Raw genomic sequence first — 22,369 nt, 5'->3', positions numbered from 1 at the left:
ATTATATTTTTAAACAATCTTCATTACACATACCGATACATTATCATAACCACCTGCCGCAATAGCCACAGCGCTTAATACATCGGCATTACCGCCTCTCATCAAAATTCTTCTTATCTCTGTATCGGAAAGCATATCACTTAGACCATCGGAGCACAAGACATAAATATCTCCATCTTCAATAATGTCGGTAAATTCGTTTATATCAAGATATGTGGTTTTACACCCGCCACCAATACAATTGGTAACACCTTTCACCGGATTATCGGTATCTACAACGGAACTTGAATGGTCTGTGGAAATCTGTACGATCTCATCGTTTCGCAGACGATATAAACGGCTGTCACCACAATTCATCCAAAAGAATTTATTTCCATAAAATATTATACCGACCAATGTCGTTCCCGTTTTAGATAATCGTGGGTTTACATAACCCTGCGAAGATACGATCTGGTTTATTGAACCTAACCAATTATTCAACAAATTCTTTAAACCGTCTGTTGTCAATAAATCCGGTAAATCATCTATAAAAAACTTTAAATTAGACAATGTTTCCGCACTTGCAATATCACCAGAATTATATCCCCCCAAACCATCAGCCAACGCAATGACAAACCGATTGGAATCCAATAAAGATAAATTCATGTCGAGACTATTGTCTCGTATGAATTTATCGGCAACGAGAATCATATCTTCGTTATGATCCCGTATATTACCGATATGGCATGACGCAGAAACATTTATATATCTCATACTATGCTTACTTGCAATTTCAAATTGGCAATCATCAACAAATCACCGTCTTTCAGTATATGAATTTTATCTGGTAATAATTTATTTCCATTGACCATTGTTCCATTCGATGAATTCTTATCAACGACTCCCCACCCATCTGATGAAGAATAAACAAACTGTGCATGCTGACCGGAAATGTACATATTGTTCTCAAACAAGTGTTTATGCACTCCAACTCTACGTCCTATTATATCACCATTAGATACAGACATACTAATACATTGCTGTGCATTTGACAAAACCAGATCTGACAATGGAATACTTTTCAGTTCTTCATCAGAAGATTTAGAACTACCCATAAAGCCACCACAATTTGTGCATCGTTTCCCTATACCCACATGACCACAAGTTTCACAGAATAAAAGCATCTGGCCACACTGATCGCAGTATAGTGAGTCATCATCTATCTCTTCTTTGCAATTCGGGCATATTATCATATCTCACACTTCTTTTTATATCATTGGATAAACATCAGTTCGGTATATCTTCCGGAGTTATTAACCGATAAGTCTCATCTGTTACTTGAGATTGAGGCATGGATGACACTCGGACTGATAATTGTTGAATTGTTAAATCAAAAACATTACGCATCTCACGAGCATTTCCAAAAGAACTGTCTTTATTCATTACTTTATGGAAAATCAAATCCATTAATTTAAACTCCGCAGTTGGAGATAATACATATTGCTCCATAGAAGCTATTTGCTTAAATATGGCAAGAAGCTCATTCTCATCATAATCATCAATATGCATACGATGAGTGAAACGCGACGCCAATCCACTATTAACAGAAAGAAATTCATCCATCAAATCTTTATATCCGGTGGCTATGACAACAAACTTTCCACGATCATCCTCCATACGTTTCATGAGAGTATCTATTGCCTCTTTCCCATAAGTATCATTTTCACCACTCAAAGTATAAGCCTCATCTATAAACAAGACACCACCGATTGCTTTATCACAGACATTGTTTACTATTTTAGGTGTCTCTCCCATATATTTCCCCACAAGATCTGCACGACTGACTTCTATGACATTACAAGAAGGCAAGATATCCATACTTTGCAACACCTCACCCATTTTCCTGGCAATAGTTGTCTTTCCTGTACCTGGATTTCCAGTTAGTACAAAATTCAATGCCATTTGCTGCACTCTCCCTACACCATTAGCTGTACGTTGCTTCATAAACATATTCTGTACAGCCAAACGTCGTATCATATTCTTAACCGAACGCATGCCGATAAACTTATCCAACTCATTAAGAACTTCATCCAATGAACGGGCTTTTCCATGCTGCGATACGGGCAGATCGTCTACCATAATACGATACATATCATCCTCAACGAAATCAGCACTTCCTATATTTGTCATCAAACGCCGGCTCTGCCTTTCAACCGTCTCATCAAAAATACGACGAACTTCACGGGCATTTCCAAAATTTTTATCGCGCCTAAGATATAACTGTTCAAATATTCTCTGAACGGACAACTCGGTATCTGAATCTAATATAAACTTCCTCGCATCACTCATTTTCATGAATATCTCCTTTAACTCTTCGGGAGTATAATCATCAAAATGTATCGTTTGTGTAAAACGACTTTTCAAACCTGGATTGGAATTGATGAAATCATGCATCTGATCCGTATATCCCGCAACAATACATACAAACTTTCCACGCTCATCTTCCAAACGCTTCAATAATGTATCGATAGCTTCTGTTCCAAATGAATCATTATCATTTGACTTTAATGTATACGCTTCATCAATAAACAAGACACCACCGATGGCGGAATCTATCAGTTGATTTGTCTTTATTGCTGTCTGCCCGCTATACCCTGCAACAAGTTTACTTCTATCAGCCTCTACAAGATGCCCTCTTGACAATATCCCCAATGTCTTGAATACCTCTGCCATAATTCGAGCAACAGTTGTCTTGCCTGTACCCGGACTTCCCGTAAAAATATAGTGTTTCCCTTGAAACGTATTTGCCTCACCACGTCTAATTTGTAAATTAAGGAATGAAGCAAGGTTAGATATTTCCGTCTTGACCGATTGTAATCCGACCAGACCATCGAACTGCTTCAAGCAATCATTAAAATCTATTATTTTAGGTTTATCATAAGGAATGTCATCTGCCTCTATTGTCATTAATTGCTCATCCGTAATCGTCTGTAAATTAGAACATTCTAAACGTTGTGCCTGATTCTTACAAATTGAATCGAACAAAAGGCGCATTGTTCTGCCATTGGCAAAATCTTTGTCCCTCTGTTCATACATTTCTTTTATCTTATCCCGCACAAGTAGCTCAGCCTGCTCTGACAATATGTATTTCTTCTCTTTCGCAAACGCAAGCAATATATTAAACAATTCTTCCGGAGAATAATCCTCTATATTAAGAAAATAATTAAATCGACTTCTGAAACCTGGATTGACACGGAATAGATTATCCATCTCCATCCTATACCCGGCTAAAATGACAACAAATTTATTCCTGTCATCCTCCATACGTTTCATTAATTTTTCTAAGGCTTGGGTTCCTTGGCTGTCATATTCACCAGAACGGTTTAAAGGAGCCAAGGTATAGGCTTCGTCTATAAAAAGAATACCTCCCAATGCTTTTTCACACAATCTATCAACCATCTTAGGGGTCTCTCCTTGATAAGGGCTTACCATACCTGAACGGTCTGTCTCAACGACATGACCGCTATCAAGATATCCAATAGATGCCAATATCTCACCTAACTTACGGGCTATTGTTGTTTTTCCTGTACCGGGATTTCCTGTAAGAACAATATGCATTCCCATTTTGTTCCGATCTCCCAGTCCACGTTCAAGACGCTCTGAATTGTTTTTTACCGAATATGCTATTTCCCGCACTGCACGTTTGACCTCATTCATACCGATATAACAATCCATGTCAGCTAATATTTCCTCAAGCTGTCTTTCTTCTGGAACATATCCTCGTATATCATCTTTTTCAACCCGAACAGCCTCTGCACCTCTGGTGATAAAAGAAGTAAAAATATCTTCAGCGGTCTTGGTTGCCAAATGAGCGTACCCAAAACTCTCATCCTTAATCTTTACACTATATTTGAAAAAACTTTGTAGTTTTTTCTCCGCATCAGTAGAATAATTGGTTATTCCATATTTCTTTTGTAATACTTTCCTACAAATTTCATATAATTCCTTATATCCGGGAGCAGGAAGTTGAAAACGGTACTTAAATCTATTGGCAATGGCTGGATTATTCACCAAAAATTCGTCTAATCCTTTATTCAATCCGGAAATGATTACAATAGGATCATCATTCCAATGTTCCATTTCCACAAATAACTTATCAAGCGGATTTACTTGATTGGCATATCTGTCCGGCAATAGTTTTTGGACATTATCGAAGAAAAGCAATCCACCACGAGACTTCTTTATATTATCATCCCATTTATCTACAAACCGTTGATAGTCAACTGCGTCAACTACCGTCAATTTGGGTTTGCTTATTATCTTATGTTGATAAAAATAATCACGAATTATTGTAGAAAGCATTGTTTTTCCCGTTCCAGTCTCTCCTATGATAATAGCATTTACACTCAACCTTACATTATTTACATCCTTACGCGAACGCAAATAAGTATAAGTATCAACAACTGATTTAAGCTGTTGCTTCATTTCGTCAAGACCGACAATCTCATCAAGCAAATCATGTTCTGCAAACGGGCGTCCACACCATTTACAATACTTTGCTATATCACGATTCTTTTTATTACAATACTTACAGTTCATTGCCTTGACTACTATGCATCGTGCTTTATCTGATTTATAATTTTTACAGGATTAACTTTCCTGTCATTTAAGAAAGGGGGATTTACATCAAGCAAATTCGGATTATATATAATCATTTCCAAAACCAACAATATCCCCATAAGACTCCATAAAAAATAATGAAGAACCCTTTCACCGGAAACGGTACGAATATTGTTTCGTATTTCATCCAATGCACCAAATTTGGAACCAATAAACTTGTACGACTTTACTTTTAATGCATAATATAAAGGTTCTATCAACGCTGTTCTTATATCATCTTCTAATATTTCATTTACAAGTTGTTTCGTCTCTATCACCGTTTTACGAGAATCAGTATAATGACATGTCATCATATATAACAATGTCAAAACAACTATCATTGGAACAAACAATACAGGAATGTTATTCTCAATATATTTCAATAGTCCAACCGGTATAAATATAGACAAAAAGCCCAATACCCCAAAAATAGAAGATAATAACAGCCCATAGCCTTTAAAAAATATTTTTGTTCCAAGTATCAAAGCTGATGTGACTCCAACCGGTATTCCGATTGTAAACCAATAATGACCCAATACATGATTTCTGTCACCTACACCAAAGATAATCACAAGAAATAACCAAATTATACATATTACATAGAATGCCCAACGCCAACTGTTTTCACGTATACTTAACATTTTATGCTCACCAAACAATTCTTTATACTTCTCTTCACGTTCCTCTTTTGCTTTAATAAATCTTTTATAATAAACATTTTGAGCATCAAAAAGACCTATAACATTTATCCATTTCTCTAATGCCTTCTCATAACTATAAGTCTCATTAAAATCCTTATAAGGATCTTCATGATAATAAACGGACAACCACTGTGAAAAAGCTCCAGAACGGATTTCACTTCTTATCTCTGACCTATATTTATTGTCAATCTCCAACCCATTGGTCAATCTTACGCCATCAGGAAGTTTATAACTTGGACTTACATTTAATATTAAACACATTCGATATGCAGCGGTACGTAAATCATACAAACATAAACGCTCCCTATTATCCTCACTGTCTACGTTAAAACATCTTTTTGCTTCATCCACGAACTCCAACCAACCATGTCGTTTAGCAAAAAACACAAAACGACCATCAAGATCAGAATACTCAGTTATAAGATTTTCAAATTCAGCCTCATCTACATTCTGCCAACACACTAATTGTTCATTTAGCAATTCACCAATCTTTTGAGGTGTATCAGCATCTTTCAAATCATAAGCAACACTACTGTCTATACTGTAGAATACTTTGTAAACCAAATCTTTTGAGTAAGATTGTCCCTTCGTTATCTCACGAAGAGTCTCACATGTCATAAAGTCGGCATGGCTATACATCCAAGATAACAGACGTCCATCAGTTATACTATGCCAATCATCTTCCGTAAGATGCTCATAACCAAAACACCTGATTATATCAGATATTGTTGAAGACTGATATAATTCAAAAAAAGGCATTTCTGGATCTATCTCATATACAATTCTTTTTAAAGCTTTGCGTCCATCATTACCCTCACTGCTAATCTGAATATAACTTTGCAGCCTGTTTATATCCAATCGTGTATGAGTCTCCAAATACAACCAAAAATTATCTCTAAAATCTTTTAAAGATACAATATATTCATCTGAATAATTCAACAATGACTTTGCAACATCATGAATCGTATTACATGAATTACCATGGATGTCATGGTAAGGGTATGTTGGATCCATTGTATATACCGCAACCATCAGACCAGCCATTTGCTCTGTCGGATATTTATTCTTGACTATATCATCCAATGCTACGCTTAACTTTGTATTGCCACTATGTTCAAACCATTCCTTTAATTGTCCTCCATATAGATAATTACAAGCAATACGCTCGTTATCAAGCAACATCGGTATTAATTCATTAACATTTTCCGCAATCAAATTCTTATCCGGATCTACAACAAAAGAGCCGTATTTAAGATATGGAGATGATATATCAACCTTAGGATTCTCTCCTAAAAACCACTGTTCAACTTCTTTATATTTCCAACGAGATTCAGTATTAACGGAAGTTAATCCCTGTATTATTATTTTTATTCGATTTGGTAATTCTGATATTCCAGGAATTCGTCCTTCTTTTTTATGCTTTATTATTAACCTTTCATTAGTATTAAGGTTATTCATACCAATCCAAAGATTCAATAATGTTATTCCCAAAGAATAATAATCAGCCGCAGTTGAAATCTCTACGGCTCCATCTATAACATCATTATACATTTCCGGAGCCGCATATAAAGGTGTGCGAGCCTGCGTCGTACAATGCAAAAAACCTTCTTTGGTTATTATTGACGATATTCCAAAATCTCCAAGTACCAATTCCGAATGCCCAACATCCCGAAAAAAGAAATTACTTGGCTTTATATCTTTGTGTATAATACCATTGCTATGACAACAAGCCAATGCTGCCGCCGCTTGTAAAGATATACGACGAAACAAATCTATATCTCCATTGATACTTATATCCGCCAACGTTCCCCCACAAAGATATTCCATCAATTCATAAAAACGCTTCTTGCCTCCAACATATATATATCCGAAATCATAGATATTGACAATCATATCAAAATCTATATTTGAAATTACTTTAAGTGCTTTATGCTTGATGTCTACATCAGAATAATACAATTTTAATACATAATCTTTTCCGTTATTATTAACAAGAAAAACTTGAGCTTCACCAGAATTATTACTAAGAGTACGGACTTTATAATATGTTACACCACGTAAAACGAATTCATTCTCGCTTATATCCGAAGATTCTGCAATAGAATTGACCCTTAGGGTCCGACACACATCACCAGCATTTTGATCCGACTGCACGTTTCTATCCCCTATAGCATCATAGCGTATCGTAATATCATCCTTAATCATTTATATCATCCTTAATCTGTTCTGTATTATTATAACCTAACACAACCCATTTACCACCAAGATGAGGTTTAGCACACCCACAAGGGTTGCTATGCAATGCTTGCTTATAATTACATTTCCAAGCAACTTTAACTCCCATCGGTTTCGTTGCCATTACAAAATTTCGTGCCTTTACAGGAGATGGTATTGGTTTTAAAGCCATTCGCTCCAATACTTCTGTCATCAGACTTAATTGGCTTTTTTTTCTCTTATCCAATTCTTCTTTCGTCATACGCCGCGAAACACGTTTTTCTATTAACGGCTCCGTTATTCCCTTGTCTTTGGCTAATAATTCCAAAACCCTAATACGTAACTTTTCCGTATCTTTATCCTTTACAACATCATTTTCTGATTCATAAGGAATTATGTTCTCCAAATCAACTAATCCCCTAATCAACAAACCTAACTCTTTATAATCGGAATCTGCATGTTTACTTTCAAATAACAAACGTGCATCATCGGTTAACGGCATTCCGCATTGCCTACAAAAAGAAAAATTATTGACTTTGTTACAATACGGACAAGTTATCCCTTCACGAGGACAACCACATTCAGAGCAATAAGAAGCAGAATCATCCAAAAGCGCTCCGCAATACGAACAAATATCTTTTCGGACATAATTCTGACATGATTCACAATAATCTGCATCACCATCCATAGATGCACCGCAAATAGGGCATAAAGATGCCTCCATTCTTTGTGTATATTGATTAAACGGAGTCGGTTCTATTTTATATCCCGATTCTGGCATCCTTTCTGGTCGCAAAGTTTTCTCTATATGACCGTTTTGTTCCAAATCATTTACATTGACATCTGCCATATATAATTATTGCTTATATTTCCTTGTTTTATTTAGAAATCGTTCTTATCTCCCGGCAATTTCGTTTTTTCATTGCATTAGGATTATACTCTTTTGGCAAAGATACGAATATTTTATTATAAAAACAAAAGACTGCCGTAAATAATTATACGACAGTCTAATATACAAAAGATAAGTTTCAAATCACCATAAAGACAAACGCTTTTCTTTGGGAATAAACATAGAGTCTCCTTCTTTGATATTGAATGCGTCGTACCACATATCTATATGTGGCAAAGCTCCATTAACACGCCAACGACCTAATGAATGAGGATCGCTTTTTGTCCGATTTCGGATTTCAGCTTCCGTTATATTAGCAGCCCATACACCAGAATAAGCCAAAAAGAAGCGTTGTTCTGGGGTAAAACCATCTATAACATCAAGTTTCATATCTTTTGTTGCATTCACAAATCCATAATAAGCAACTTGCAATCCACCATGATCTGCCAAATTCTCACCCAACGTAAAACGACCGTTAGCATTCAAATCCGGTAACACCTTGATATTTGAGAAATAATCAGCATATTCATCTGCACGTTCAGTAAAATTCTTTCCATCTGATTCGGTCCACCAATCCTTCATATTTCCGTTTTTATCATAATGACGGCCCTGATCATCAAATCCGTGAGTCATTTCATGACCGATTACAACACCGATAGCTCCATAATTAAAGGCATCATCCGCTTCTGGATCAAAAAAAGGCGGCTGTAGTATTCCTGCCGGAAAACAAATTTCATTCGTTGTCGGATTGTAATAGGCATTTACCGTTTGAGGATACATATACCATTCATCACGATTAACAGGCTTACCAGCTTTATTGTCAACTGTCCACTTATTCCAGAATCTCTGACATTCTATAATATTCTCCAAATAAGACTTTGTATTATCTATCTTTAAATCTGAAAAATCAATCCACTCATCAGGATATCCTATTTTAACATAAAAAGCAGAAAGTTTATCAAGTGCATTCTGCTTTGTCAACTCACTCATCCATTCTTGTGCTTTTATTCTCTCACCAAGAGATATTTGAAGATTGCGCACCAATTTCTGCATACGTTCTTTTGATGATGAGGGAAAATACTTATCTACATATATTTTTCCCAACGCCTGCCCCATAACATTCTCAACTTGTCCGGTTGCCCGTTTCCATAACGGATGATTTTCTTTGCGACCTGACATTGTTTTACCGAAAAAGTCAAAATTAGCCTCTACAACATCATCACTTAAATAATTGGCATAGCTGATTATTTGCCCCCACTCCATGTAATCACGATATTCATCAAGAGAAATATTAGCAATCAATTTATCGACACACTCAATAAAATCGGGTTGTCCAACCACCAGTTCCTGAATATGTTCCGTTTTCAAACCAGAGGCATTAGATATTTCAACCAATTTAATATGAGGGTATTTTATCTTAAAATCCTTTAATGATATTTTATTATAATTTGCTTCGGGATTACGCAATTCTGTCATTGATTTTGAAGACTTTGCCAATTCTGTTTCAAGTTTCATTATGTTCTTCATCTTCAATATTGCAGCTTTTTCACTGAATCCGAATAACTTAAACATTCTCACGATATGCTTCTTATATGCATCACGAATTACTACTGTCGCCGTATCTTCATCAAGATAATACTCTTTTTGTCTCAAAGTAATTCCACCCTGATTTATGTTCAAAATGTTCATACTCGCATTCTTATCATCTGCACCAATGTAAGCGGAGAAAAACTCATTATCACCATTGGCTGCTAACTCCAATTGGATTTTAAAAAGCGCATCTACAGTCTTTGCTTTTTCCAGTTTACGTATTATTGGCATAATCGGCTTAACACCATCTTTATTACGTCGCACGGAATCCATCGCCAATTTATACAGATCACTTAATTTGCATTCTGTAGTTCCTGATGCATAAGTATTATTTCTCAAATCATTCAATATGGAATTAATACGTTTATTGTTATTTTCGCCAAGTTGGTCAAAACTACCAAACCGAGAATATGCTGCCGGCAACGGATTGTTTCTCATCCATCCTCCACAAGCAAACTCATAAAAATCCGTCGCCGGATTAGCTTCACGATTAAGATTCGATAAGTCTATTCCCGATTTCAATTGCTCCTGTGCCATCGTCGCAATAGACATTGATGCAAAAGCGACAACAGGCAAAATTCGTTTAATTTTCATCTTAATATATTCTTAATTATTAATGTTTATACTTTCCAATTCTTCAGAAAAATGTTCCCAACGCTCCACCTCCTCATCAAGTTCTCGCCTGGTCTCAGTATATTCCGCTATATACTCCATATTAGACGCATTTTCCGGCAAACTGAGAATTAAATCAAGCTCCTTTAACCGCTTTTCCTTTTGAGAAATTTTTAATTCTGACTCCGCAATAGCTCTCTCTGCTTTACGTATTCTTTTCTGCTGTTCTTTATGCTCCGAATAACTTAACTTATTTTTTGTCACTGACGTCTCTGCCTTCTTTTCTTCAATAACCTGACAGGCATTTTCCAACTGATTAAGTGAGTCTATATTGTGCTCTTTCAAGAAATCATATATTCCTCCAATATGCTCTTTTACTTTTCCTCCTCCAAATTCATATATTTTTGTCACCAACCCATCAAGAAATTCACGATCATGGCTTACTATTATTGCCGTTCCGTCAAAAGCCCTTATTGCTTCTTTAAGAACATCTTTCGACTGCATGTCAAGATGATTGGTGGGTTCATCCAATATAAGAAGATTTACCGGTTCAAGCAACAGTTTTATCATTGCCAAACGACTACGTTCACCACCACTCAACACTTTCACCTTTTTATCTGATGCTTCTCCACCGAACATAAAAGCGCCAAGGATATTATTTATCTTCAATCTTATCTCACCTTTGGCTACATTATCTATGGTTTCAAAAACGGTAATATCCTCATCAAGCATCTGAGCTTGATTTTGTGCAAAATAACCTATCTGTACATTATGACCTATTTTGAGATTTCCTGTATATGGTATTTCATTCATTATACATTTCACAAGCGTTGACTTACCTTCACCGTTTTTTCCTACAAAAGCAACTTTTTCGCCACGCTTTATAGTAAATATAACATTATCAAATACCAAATGTTCGCCATAATCCTTACGAACATCTTCGCATATTATCGGATAATCTCCACTTCTCAAACATGGCGGAAACTTCAAGTGCAGTGCAGAATTGTCTACTTCATCTATCTCAATTGGAACAATCTTTGCCAGTTGCTTTATTCTGCTTTGCACTTGAACCGCTTTTGTGGGTTTATATCTGAACTTTTCTATAAAATTTTTCATCTCAGCAATCTCTTTCTGCTGATTTTCATATGCACGCAATTGCTGTTCACGACGCTCTTTACGCAACTCTACGTATTCATCATATTTCACACGATAGTCAATCACTTTACCGCATGATATTTCAAGCGTACGATTAGTTACATTGTTGATAAAAGCTCTGTCATGACTCACCAAGACAACAGCTCCCGACGACTGTGTAAGAAATTGTTCCAGCCATTGAATACTCTCAATATCAAGATGATTAGTCGGCTCATCAAGAAGCAGTACATCTGGCTTCTGCAACAGTATTTTTGCCAATTCTATTCGCATTCTCCACCCGCCACTGAACTCGCTTGTCGGACGCTCTAAATCTGTTCGCACAAATCCAAGGCCACATAATGTGCGTTCTATTTCCGCCTCATAATTCTCTGCTCCCATCATCATGTACCTCTCATGCTCCTGAGTGAACTTCTGTACTAATTCCATATATTCCTCACTCTCATAATCGGTACGCTCCATCAGCAGGTTGTTTAGTTCTTCTACTTTCTCTTTCAGAGCCGTTATACCAGCAAAAGCCTTACGTGTCTCTTCGCGTACTGTCGTATTATCCTGCAACTTCATTACTTGCGGCAAATAGCCAACAGTTGTATCGTTAGGAACCGAAACAACACCAGATGTTGGTTTTTGCTGTCCGCACAATATTTTGAGCATTGTAGATTTTCCCGCACCATTCTTACCGACAAGTGCTATACGATCACGTGGATTTACAACGAAACTAACATCACCGAACAATGGTTTTATACCGAACTCAACCTTTAATCCTTCTACTGATAACATTATAATAATTCTGTAAAACCTGATTTTATATAAATTGGAACAGCAAAGGTAAGGAAAAAAGTGCGAACAATAGATATTTTAAGAAGTTTTCTAATATTATAGACAAATATAATCCATAGAAAAAACATTTGGCAGAATACCATATTGAATTCTTTGCCAAATAAAAAAGTAATACATAAAGTTTATTATTTCAATTAATTGATTAATTTTGCATGATAATAAAAAACATTTAATATGAAAAAACTTTTTTATATTTCCATCTTTACATTATTATTCGTATCCTGCCAAGAATCACTTGAAGATAGATGTGCACGAGAAGCCATGTCATACACCGAAAAGAAATGTCCTGCTAAGCTTGGTGAGAATACGACAATTGATAGCTTGATATTCGAGAGAGAAAGTCACACATTGCATTACTATTACACTCTAACCGGAAATGCGGATAATATGGGGGTGTTTTCCTCGGTCGACATACGCAAAATTCTTCTTGACGAAGTAAAAAATTCCACGTCAATAAAAGCATACAAGGACAATGGCTATAATTTCGCATATACATATTTATCAGGAAAAGATAAAGGTAAAGTTTTATTCAATGCCACATTTACAGAAAAAGACTATAAATAGCTATCATAAGATGAACAAATGCCAATAAATACATATTTCCAAAATTTAATCGGGTGTAAAAGACAGTTCTTTTACACCCGATTAAATTTTGGAAATTAACTATTTACTCTTCAGCTGGTTTCATATTTGTATAAACCGTTTGCACATCGTCAAACTCTTCAAGACGCTCCACCATCTTGTCTATCGTCTCACGCTCTTCTGCCGTAACTTCTTTTTGGTCATTCGGTATGCGCGTAAATTCGGCCCCTGTAACATCAAAACCTTCTGTCTCCAAATGTTTCTGTATTTCACCAAAACTTTTCGGGTCTCCATAAATGGTTATTTCACCACTTTCTTCATCCTCATCATACTCATCCTCCACACCATAGTCAATAAGGTCAAGAATCATTTCGTCCATATCAATACCGTCCTTTTTCTTGAACGTGAACACACTCTTGTGGTCAAAAAGGAACGAGAGACTGCCTTGTGTTCCAAGATTACCATTAAACTTATTAAACACCGAACGCACATCACCGACAGTACGCGTTGTATTGTCGGTCAGAGTCTCAACGAATACGGCGATACCATGAGGGCCATATCCCTCATAAGTCACTTCTTTGTATTCACTCTGATCCTTACCCATCGCATTTTTGATTGCACGCTCAATATTATCCTTGGGCATGTTCTCACGCTTTGCGTTCGCAATGATAGCTCTCAGTGTAGGATTGTTCTCCGGTTCCGGACCTCCGGCTTTCACCGCTATGGCTATCTGCTTACCAATCTTTGTGAATGTACGGGCCATGTGTCCCCATCTTTTCAGCTTTGCTGCCTTACGATATTCAAATGCTCTTCCCATTGGAATTAGTTTTAACGGAGCTCTGCTCCAAGTTTATTCTTTAAATTTGTTATCAACTTATTCATTATGACATCTATCTGTTTGTCATTCAATGTCTTTGTCTCATCCTGCAAAATAAAATTCACGGCATAACTCTTTTTGCTTTCCGGAAGATTCTTCCCCTCATAAACATCAAAAAGTTCAACGTTTTTCAGCAGTTTCTTTTCCGTCTGACGGGCTATTTCCACTATCTGCGCAAACTCAATATTCTTGTCTATCAAAAGGGCGAGGTCGCGACTTACGGCAGGATATTTGCAAATCTCTTTATACAGAACCTTATTCTTGACAGTCGCTTTCATCAATGCGTCCCAATCCAATTCAGCATAATATACCGGCATATCAATATCTGCCGCTTTGAGCACATTCTTAGAAAGGCAACCCATTTCAACAAGTTTTCTTCCCCCTCTGTTTTCCAATGCCACGCCTGACGAGAATATCTCATTGTCACTCTTCTTTCTTACTACCATGCCTTCCAGCATTCCGATACGGCTCAGTATATTGCGAATATAAGCCTCCAACTCAAAATAACTTGTATCCTCATCCGCATGTATCCAACTGCCTTGCACACGTTTACCTGTCAGCCACAATGCCATATGATGGTTCTCGCTATATGCGGCAATGGGATTTTCCTCGTTTTTCTTCTCAGGATTAAAATGATATACATTTCCAAACTCAAAGAATTTAAGGTTGGCATTCCTGCGTTTGATATTATGCTCCAAACTCTCCAAACCACCGAATAGCAACGTCTGACGCATTACGTTAAGATCTGAACTCAACGGATTCATTATCTTAACGCACTCATCAACTGCATATGCGGCACTTTTTTCGTAATAAGTAGCCTTGGTTATAGAATTGTTCAATATCTCATTAAAACCACACCCTACAAGTTGCTCACTCACTAAATCCGCCAGGCAATGCTTACGGTCTTCATCACCTTTCACCACAAGACAACTCTTCAGTTGCATCGGTATCTCTACATTATTATATCCGTAAATACGGAGTATATCTTCAACAACATCACACGGTCTCTGCACATCCACTCTGTATGCCGGTATTTCAAGGTCTATTCCTGCTGCATCCTCAGCGGATATCTCCATTTCAAGACTGGTACAAATACTCTTTACCGTATCAGCTGATATATCCTTGCCAATCAATGTGTTAACATAATCATATTCAAGTCTAGCTCTCGCATTCTCAATCGGAACCGGATAGACATCTTTTATCTCCATAGACACCTGACCTCCAGCAAGTTCCTTGCACATTATCGCAGCTTGCTTCAATGCATAAATAATCCCATTGGGATCTACACCACGTTCAAAACGGAATGAAGCATCCGTACTAAGACCATGCCTGCGTGCACTCTTGCGAATCCATGTAGGATGAAAATATGCACTTTCAAGAACCACACTATGCGTTGTCTCATATGTTCCACTGCCTTTTCCTCCGAATATTCCAGCTATGCACATAGGCTCTTTATCATTGCAGATACTCAAATCATGTGCTCCAAGAACGTGTTCCACACCATCAAGCGTTATAAACTTGGTTCCCTCTGGCTGTGTACGAACAACAATCTTGTTACCCGTTACCATATCTGCATCAAAACAGTGCAACGGTTGCCCATAAGCCATCATGATATAATTGGTTATGTCCACGATATTGTTTATTGGGCGCAGACCTATCACTTTCAGTTTATTCTGCAACCATTCCGGACTTTCTTTTACCTCACATCCGGTTATGCTCACACACGCATATCGTTTACATGCTTCCGTATTCTCTATAACCACATCAACCGGATGTTCCGTATTATCTACCGTAAACTTCAAACAATCCGGACGATGCAGACTTGTTTCATATCCGTTGCTCCGCAACCATGCATAAAGATCGCGCGCCACCCCCCAATGCGACAATGCATCAGCACGATTTGGAGTGATATCCACTTCTATCAGCCAGTCACTTTCCAAATTGTAATACTCCGCCGCCGGCTGTCCCACAGGAGCATCTTCCGGCAAAACAATAATACCGTCATGACTTGCACCGACTCCTATTTCATCTTCGGCACATATCATACCATAACTCTCTACTCCACGGAGTTTCGACTTTTTTATAACAAACTCACTATCGCCATCGTAAAGCACACACCCCAAATCAGCCACGATAACTTTCTGACCGACAGCCACATTAGGTGCACCGCAAACAATCTGTGAGGGAGTCTCATGCCCCAAATCTACCGTAGTGACATGAAGATGATCCGAATTTGGATGTATATCGCATGTCAGCACCTTGCCGACATAAAGCCCTTTCAGGCCACCTTTGACAGTCTGTACCTCTTCAAGAGCACCTACTTCAAGACCCGTTGATGTCAAAGCATCACACACTTGTTGCGGTGAAAGTTCAAAATCAACGTATTCCTTTAACCATTTATAGGAAATATTCATTATAATGATTTTATTTAGTATACTATAAAAATGTCGTGCAAATTTACTAAAAATCCATTAGCCACGCAAGTTTTTCCACCGTATTAACTCAAAGATTTGTGTTATACGCCCACATATTCTGCGCACATCTCGGCACAACGCTCGCCATCCACACCGGCAGACACTATACCGCCGGCATATCCGGCACCTTCACCACAAGGGAAAAGTCCGCGCAAACGAACATGCATCAACGTACCACTGTCACGCAATATACGCACTGGAGCTGATGTACGTGTTTCCGCCGCTATCATCACAGCCTCATTAGTTAGAAAACCGTGACTCATTTTCCCAAACTGGCGGAATCCTTGTTGTAAACGTGTAACAACAAGTTTAGGCATCCAAAAGTGAAGTGGTGACGATATAAGACCAGGAGAATAAGACGTTGGCGGTAAATCATAGCTCAGCCTATTATTGGCAAAATCCGCCATTCGCTGTGCAGGAGCCGTCTGACGCATATTGCCCTGCTGCCAACAATCTCGCTCAATACCTTCCTGCCAATTCATCATGCGCAACGGATCATTGCCCCCTATATCCTCTGGACGTATCTCCACTACCATACCACTGTTAGACCACCGACCACCACGATTGCTCGGGCTCATACCGTTGACTACAATTTGTTGCTTTCCTGTAGCCGCAGGAATAACAAACCCACCGGGACACATACAGAACGAATACACTCCACGACCATCAACTTGGGTTACAAAAGAATATTCGGCAGCAGGCAACCACCGGCCGCGTCCCTGCCTATTATGATACTGTATCTGGTCTATCATTTCAGAAGGATGTTCCAACCTCACACCAACAGCTATACCTTTTGCCTCAAGTTCAACTTTTTCTTCATGCAAATAGTTGTAAACATCTCGTGCAGAGTGGCCTGTAGCCAATATGACAGGACCACGGAATATAAGTTCCTTTCCCGTTATCAAGTCGAGCGCCTCAACCCCCACAACCTCATCACCATTGATTACAAACCGTGTCATTTTCGTCTGGTGATGCACTTCGCCACCTGATTTAAGGATTGTATTACGCATATTTTCAATGACACGCGGCAACCTGTCTGTCCCTATATGGGGATGAGCATCGGCAAGTATGGACACCGGCGCTCCATGCTGACAGAAAACATTTAGAATCTTCACCGTATTACCGCGTTTCTTGCTGCGAGTATATAACTTACCATCGGAGTATGCACCGGCACCACCCTCTCCGAAGCAGTAGTTGCTTTCACAATCTACATTTTGTTCACGCGATATTTTCGCAAGATCAGCTTTACGGTCACGAACATTTTTCCCACGCTCAATCACGACTGGACATAAACCGAGTTCTATAAGCCTTAGAGCGGCAAAAAGTCCACCAGGCCCCTCACCTACCACAACCACACGCTTTGCCTGTGAAACATCGAAGTAGTCTGTACGTTCGAAAGCATCATCGACAGGCATCTCATTTATATACACCCTCACCCTTAGATTCACATATATTATTCTTTGACGGGCATCTATGCTACGTTTGAGCACTCTGACAGATGTCATCGTACGCACATCCAATCCATTTTCACGAGCCACATATTCACGTATGCCTTGCTCTGAAGCCGCCACATGTGGCAATACACGTATTTGATATTCGTTTATCATTAAAATATTAATTTCATTACAATAAAACCGAAACTTCAAGGTTTTTCGCCTTCCACCTTAAATTGGGGAAAATAACCTCCAGCTCTATCCGTTGCAAAGATAATCAATAAATGACAAAGTAAAAAGCTTGTATGAACATTTCTACCATACAGTATCTTTACAACAAAGTACATGAACATATTTACAAAAACACCAACATCTATTGCAGGCATACATTATCAGCTTCACTGTCATAATTACAAATTATAAGCAAATATAACGTAAAAGTTTCATTAACACAGTAATTTTGTTGGTTATACCGATTAATCTTATTAAATTTGTGGCTTATTACTCGCATTTTGAAATAAAATCCCCGGTTTGTAACAGGGATACATATAAACAAAGACAAACAGGAAGAGAATGAAAGTATTGAAGTTCGGTGGAACATCCGTAGGTTCCGCAGAGAGCATCCTGAATCTCAAACGCATCGTTGAGCGACAGGAACAGCAGGTAATAGTAGTGGTAAGTGCACTCGGTGGCATAACAGACAAACTAATCGCCACATCGAGACTTGCAATGCATGGCGACGAACGGTATAAGGATGAATTTACCGATATTGTGCATAGGCATCACGATATGATTGATTCCGTATTCACAGATCTGGAACAGTGCCGTATATTGAAAACAGACATCAACAAATTGGCAGAAGAACTACGTTCCATATATTACGGTCTGTTTTTGATAAAGGATTTAAGCCCGAAAACCCTGGCCGCAATCGTGAGCTATGGGGAACGCATGAGCAGCCGAATCACAGCGGCAATCATGAAGGATGCACAGTGGTTTGATTCACGCGAGTTTATCAAAACAGAACTGAAACACGGCAAAAATACTCTCGACAGCGAACTGACAGCGAAGCTTGTAAAAGACGCTTTTATGGCGAATGACAACAAGACCATATCATCAAAGGTATGTGTGGTTCCTGGATTTATCAGTACTGATAAGAACACCGGCGAAACAACCAATCTCGGACGCGGCGGAAGTGATTATACTGCAGCTATAATCGCTGCAGCATTGGACGCAGAGACACTTGAAATATGGACTGACGTTAACGGCTTCATGACTGCCGATCCAAGAGTGATACCCACAGCATATACAATTGCCGAACTGAGCTATGTAGAAGCGATGGAGCTTTGCAACTTCGGAGCCAAGGTTATATATCCGCCGACGATATATCCAGTATGTGTAAAGAACATACCGATAATAGTAAAAAACACATTTAACCCCGAAAATCCCGGAACGATAATAAAAAACAAGGTAACCAACGACAGCAAGCCCATTAAGGGTATTTCAAGTATCGGAGGTACTACACTCATCACTGTCACCGGTCTTTCTATGGTCGGTGTCATTGGGGTCAACAGGCGAATATTCACCGCATTGGCCGATCACGGCATATCTGTGTTCATGGTCAGTCAAGCTTCTTCGGAAAACTCAACATCCATAGGTGTACGGGACGAGGATGCTGATGAGGCTGTGAAAGTTCTTGACAGCGAGTTTGTCAAAGAGATAGAAACAGGAGCCATGTTCCCAATGCACGCAGAAAGCGGCCTGGCCACTATTGCGATCGTAGGCGAAAACATGAAACACACGCCCGGCATCGCCGGAAAACTGTTCGGCACACTGGGCCGTAGCGGTATCAGCGTTATTGCCTGCGCACAGGGTGCTTCAGAGACAAACATATCGTTCGTGGTTAGCTCAAAATACCTTAGAAAGTCCCTCAATGTTCTTCACGATTCATTTTTCCTTAGCGAATACAAAGTACTCAACCTATTTATCTGCGGTATTGGCACAGTTGGCGGCAATCTGATAGAACAGATACGCACCCAATACGATGAATTGATGCGCACAAGAAGGTTGAAGTTGAATGTTGTCGGCATTTCATCAAGCAGCAAAGCCCTGTTTTCACGAGATGGAATAGATCTGAGTACTTATAGAAAAGCACTCGCCGATGCTCAGCCAAGCGATATGAGACGGCTCGTAAATGAAATTACAGGAATGAACATTTTCAACAGCGTTTTTGTTGACTGCACTGCAAGCGAAGAAGTCGCAGGCATATACAAGACCCTGCTTGAACACAATGTCAGCGTGGTGGCGGCAAATAAAATAGCGGCATCTGGCGACTACGAGAGCTATCGCAAACTCAAAGACACGGCATTGCGCCGTGGAGTAAAATTTCTGTTCGAAACCAACGTAGGAGCCGGTTTACCAATAATAGGAACAATAGGTGACCTCTGCAGTTCGGGAGATAAAATATTAAAGATAGAAGCCGTGCTCAGTGGAACGCTCAATTTCATTTTCAACGAAATAGCGGCAGACGTGCCTTTTTCTGAAACCGTACGGCGTGCCAAGGAGCAGGGATACAGCGAACCAGACCCACGCATAGACTTGAGCGGCAAGGATGTGGTTCGCAAACTTGTCATATTGGCAAGAGAGGCCGGCTACAAAGTGGAACAAGACGACGTGGAGAAAAATCTCTTCATACCGAACGAACTGCTGAAAGGCAGTTTGAATGACTTTTGGAAAGCATTGCCTTCACTCGATAATGAGTTTGAACGTAAACGGGAAATTATTGAAAGAGAAAACAAACGATGGCGATTTGTGGCAAAAATGGACATGGGAAAGACAAGCGTAAGTCTTGAAGCTGTTCCTGTCGGGCATCCGTTCTATGGCCTGGAAGGATCCAACAACATTGTACTGCTAACAACAGAACGCTATCGTGAGTATCCTATGCAGATACAAGGATATGGAGCCGGAGCCGGAGTTACTGCTGCCGGAGTTTTCGCAAACATCATGTCAATTGCGAATATATGATTAAAGGAGACACAATGTGAGAAGCCTGAATATGATGAACATGTAGTTAATGAGTAAAAACAGAGTAAAGAAATGAAACACCTTATTATATTGGGAGACGGTATGGCCGACCATCCTATCGGGCGGCTCGGCGGTAAAACACTGCTGGAATACACTCGCCCGAAATACATGAACATGCTTGCAAAAAGCGGACGAACAGGCAAACTGATTACCGTACCGGAAGGATACAGTCCAGGCAGTGAGGTGGCCAACACTGCTATACTTGGATATGACCTTGATGAGGTATACGAGGGAAGAGGCCCTCTCGAAGCCGCAAGCATCGGTTATGATATGCAAGAAGACGATCTTGCAATGCGGTGCAACATCATAACCATTAAAGACGGAGAAATAAAAAATCATCACGGAGGACATCTCACAACCGAAGAAAGCGATACGCTTATCGCCTTTCTGAACGAAAAGCTCGGAAATAATCGCATTAGATTCATCACCGGAATACAATATCGGCATTTACTTGTAATAAAAGGAGGTAACAAAAATATTGTCTGTGCTCCGCCACATGATCATCCGGAAGAACCATGGAGACCGTTATTAGTTAAGGCTGACAATAATGATACAGCAAAAACAGACGAGAACAAAAACGCGGATTCAGCCCAGCCGTTACAAAGATTGACCGCTGTAGAAACTGCTGAACTGATAAACAGACTGATATTAAAGTCGCAAGAATTGCTTGAATCGCATCCTTTCAATCAAGGACGCAAAGAGAAAGCAAACAGTATATGGCCGTGGAGCGGCGGATACAGACCGCGCATGAAAACATTACAAAAAATGTATCCGCAAATAAAAAACGGCTCCGTAATCTCCGCTGTAGACCTAATCAGAGGCATTGGAAAATATGCCGGACTGAAAAATATTGTCGTTGACGGCATGACCGGACAAGCCGATACCAACTACGAAGGCAAGGCACAAGCTGCGATAAACGCCTTGAAAGAAGGAGACGACTTTGTTTTCCTTCACATAGAAGCTAGCGATGAGGCCGGACACGACGGTGATCTTGAATTAAAACTGAGAACAATAGAAGATCTCGACAGCCGAATAATCAAACCGATATATGATGAAATAATGAAATGGAAGGGAGAAAACGTGTGCATAGCCATACTCCCCGACCATCCCACACCTGTGGAAATACGTACACACATGAACGAACCTGTACCATTCTTAATATGGCATAAGAACATAATGCCAGACAATGTACATCAATACAATGAACAAAGCTGTGTGGACGGTAGTTACGGCCTGTTAAGACTCAGCGAATTTATGCATGAGTTTATGGCCATTGACAAATAATA

General features: G+C 39.0%; 14 protein-coding genes. 3 read left to right on the top strand and 11 right to left on the bottom strand.

Annotated elements, in window-relative coordinates:
• Positions 1-9 precede the first annotated feature (9 nt).
• From HPS53_RS05355 to HPS53_RS05325, 7 genes are all read right to left on the bottom strand, one after another.
• Positions 10-753: a PP2C family serine/threonine-protein phosphatase gene (locus tag HPS53_RS05355; protein ID WP_104369106.1), complete on the bottom strand. Its 744-nt coding sequence runs from the start codon at positions 751-753 to the stop codon at positions 10-12.
• The gene (locus HPS53_RS05350) at positions 750-1,232 is read right to left on the bottom strand and encodes an FHA domain-containing protein (RefSeq protein WP_172204863.1); all 483 of its coding nucleotides are present in this window, start codon (positions 1,230-1,232) and stop codon (positions 750-752) included. The genes HPS53_RS05355 and HPS53_RS05350 overlap by 4 nt, the downstream gene beginning before the upstream one ends.
• A 34-nt stretch (positions 1,233-1,266) precedes the next feature.
• The gene (locus tag HPS53_RS05345; protein WP_172204861.1) at positions 1,267-4,578 is read right to left on the bottom strand and encodes an AAA family ATPase; all 3,312 of its coding nucleotides are present in this window, start codon (positions 4,576-4,578) and stop codon (positions 1,267-1,269) included.
• An 11-nt stretch (positions 4,579-4,589) separates the two neighbouring features.
• Positions 4,590-7,544: a protein kinase family protein gene (locus HPS53_RS05340; RefSeq protein WP_104369103.1), complete on the bottom strand. Its 2,955-nt coding sequence runs from the start codon at positions 7,542-7,544 to the stop codon at positions 4,590-4,592.
• On the bottom strand, positions 7,537-8,403 hold the full coding sequence (locus HPS53_RS05335; protein ID WP_172204859.1) for a zinc ribbon domain-containing protein: 867 nt from the start codon (positions 8,401-8,403) through the stop codon (positions 7,537-7,539). The genes HPS53_RS05340 and HPS53_RS05335 overlap by 8 nt, the downstream gene beginning before the upstream one ends.
• A gap of 183 nt (positions 8,404-8,586) precedes the next feature.
• Complete coding sequence (locus HPS53_RS05330) at positions 8,587-10,626, bottom strand: M13 family metallopeptidase (RefSeq protein WP_172204857.1); 2,040 nt, start codon at positions 10,624-10,626, stop codon at positions 8,587-8,589.
• Positions 10,627-10,638: 12 nt separating this feature from the next.
• Positions 10,639-12,576 carry an ABC-F family ATP-binding cassette domain-containing protein gene (locus HPS53_RS05325; RefSeq protein WP_104369100.1) on the bottom strand — a complete coding sequence of 646 codons (1,938 nt, stop codon included), beginning with the start codon at positions 12,574-12,576 and terminating at the stop codon, positions 10,639-10,641.
• Positions 12,577-12,810: 234 nt separating this feature from the next.
• Here HPS53_RS05325 and HPS53_RS05320 point away from each other — a divergent pair, with 234 nt between their 5' ends.
• Positions 12,811-13,200: a hypothetical protein gene (locus HPS53_RS05320; protein WP_104369099.1), complete on the top strand. Its 390-nt coding sequence runs from the start codon at positions 12,811-12,813 to the stop codon at positions 13,198-13,200.
• A gap of 103 nt (positions 13,201-13,303) precedes the next feature.
• On the opposite strand, the gene HPS53_RS05315 is transcribed toward HPS53_RS05320, so the two are convergent.
• The 4 genes from HPS53_RS05315 to HPS53_RS05300 form a co-directional block, all read right to left on the bottom strand.
• Positions 13,304-14,035, bottom strand: a complete 732-nt coding sequence (locus tag HPS53_RS05315) for a YebC/PmpR family DNA-binding transcriptional regulator (RefSeq protein WP_104369098.1) — start codon at positions 14,033-14,035, stop codon at positions 13,304-13,306.
• An 11-nt stretch (positions 14,036-14,046) separates the two neighbouring features.
• Complete coding sequence (gene pheT / locus HPS53_RS05310; protein ID WP_172204855.1) at positions 14,047-16,509, bottom strand: phenylalanine--tRNA ligase subunit beta; 2,463 nt, start codon at positions 16,507-16,509, stop codon at positions 14,047-14,049.
• Positions 16,510-16,610: 101 nt separating this feature from the next.
• Entirely contained in the window at positions 16,611-18,176 is a 1,566-nt protein-coding gene (locus tag HPS53_RS05305) for an NAD(P)/FAD-dependent oxidoreductase (RefSeq protein ID WP_172204853.1), read from the bottom strand.
• Between the two features lie 35 nt (positions 18,177-18,211).
• Positions 18,212-18,388: a hypothetical protein gene (locus HPS53_RS05300; protein WP_172204851.1), complete on the bottom strand. Its 177-nt coding sequence runs from the start codon at positions 18,386-18,388 to the stop codon at positions 18,212-18,214.
• 187 nt (positions 18,389-18,575) lie between these two features.
• Between HPS53_RS05300 and thrA the strand changes: the two genes are divergently transcribed.
• Positions 18,576-21,023, top strand: a complete 2,448-nt coding sequence (gene thrA / locus HPS53_RS05295; RefSeq protein ID WP_172204849.1) for a bifunctional aspartate kinase/homoserine dehydrogenase I — start codon at positions 18,576-18,578, stop codon at positions 21,021-21,023.
• Positions 21,024-21,095: 72 nt separating this feature from the next.
• Positions 21,096-22,367: a cofactor-independent phosphoglycerate mutase gene (locus HPS53_RS05290; RefSeq protein ID WP_172204847.1), complete on the top strand. Its 1,272-nt coding sequence runs from the start codon at positions 21,096-21,098 to the stop codon at positions 22,365-22,367.
• The last annotated feature ends 2 nt before the right edge of the window (positions 22,368-22,369 follow it).

Source organism: Prevotella sp. PTAC (assembly GCF_013166535.1).
Lineage (GTDB): Bacteria > Bacteroidota > Bacteroidia > Bacteroidales > Bacteroidaceae > Prevotella.
Note: the sequence above shows the minus strand (reverse complement) of the source record. Positions and strands in the feature narration are given on the sequence as shown.

What these genes read in the sequence shown, in the direction of transcription:
- HPS53_RS05355 (WP_104369106.1), bottom strand. Translation starts at nt 753, where the DNA reads ATGAGATATATAAATGTTTCTGCGTCATGCCATATCGGTAATATACGG.
- HPS53_RS05350 (WP_172204863.1), bottom strand. Translation starts at nt 1,232, where the DNA reads ATGATAATATGCCCGAATTGCAAAGAAGAGATAGATGATGACTCACTA.
- HPS53_RS05345 (WP_172204861.1), bottom strand. Translation starts at nt 4,578, where the DNA reads ATGAACTGTAAGTATTGTAATAAAAAGAATCGTGATATAGCAAAGTAT.
- HPS53_RS05340 (WP_104369103.1), bottom strand. Translation starts at nt 7,544, where the DNA reads ATGATTAAGGATGATATTACGATACGCTATGATGCTATAGGGGATAGA.
- HPS53_RS05335 (WP_172204859.1), bottom strand. Translation starts at nt 8,403, where the DNA reads ATGGCAGATGTCAATGTAAATGATTTGGAACAAAACGGTCATATAGAG.
- HPS53_RS05330 (WP_172204857.1), bottom strand. Translation starts at nt 10,626, where the DNA reads ATGAAAATTAAACGAATTTTGCCTGTTGTCGCTTTTGCATCAATGTCT.
- HPS53_RS05325 (WP_104369100.1), bottom strand. Translation starts at nt 12,576, where the DNA reads ATGTTATCAGTAGAAGGATTAAAGGTTGAGTTCGGTATAAAACCATTG.
- HPS53_RS05320 (WP_104369099.1), top strand. Translation starts at nt 12,811, where the DNA reads ATGAAAAAACTTTTTTATATTTCCATCTTTACATTATTATTCGTATCC.
- HPS53_RS05315 (WP_104369098.1), bottom strand. Translation starts at nt 14,035, where the DNA reads ATGGGAAGAGCATTTGAATATCGTAAGGCAGCAAAGCTGAAAAGATGG.
- pheT (WP_172204855.1), bottom strand. Translation starts at nt 16,509, where the DNA reads ATGAATATTTCCTATAAATGGTTAAAGGAATACGTTGATTTTGAACTT.
- HPS53_RS05305 (WP_172204853.1), bottom strand. Translation starts at nt 18,176, where the DNA reads ATGATAAACGAATATCAAATACGTGTATTGCCACATGTGGCGGCTTCA.
- HPS53_RS05300 (WP_172204851.1), bottom strand. Translation starts at nt 18,388, where the DNA reads ATGCCTGCAATAGATGTTGGTGTTTTTGTAAATATGTTCATGTACTTT.
- thrA (WP_172204849.1), top strand. Translation starts at nt 18,576, where the DNA reads ATGAAAGTATTGAAGTTCGGTGGAACATCCGTAGGTTCCGCAGAGAGC.
- HPS53_RS05290 (WP_172204847.1), top strand. Translation starts at nt 21,096, where the DNA reads ATGAAACACCTTATTATATTGGGAGACGGTATGGCCGACCATCCTATC.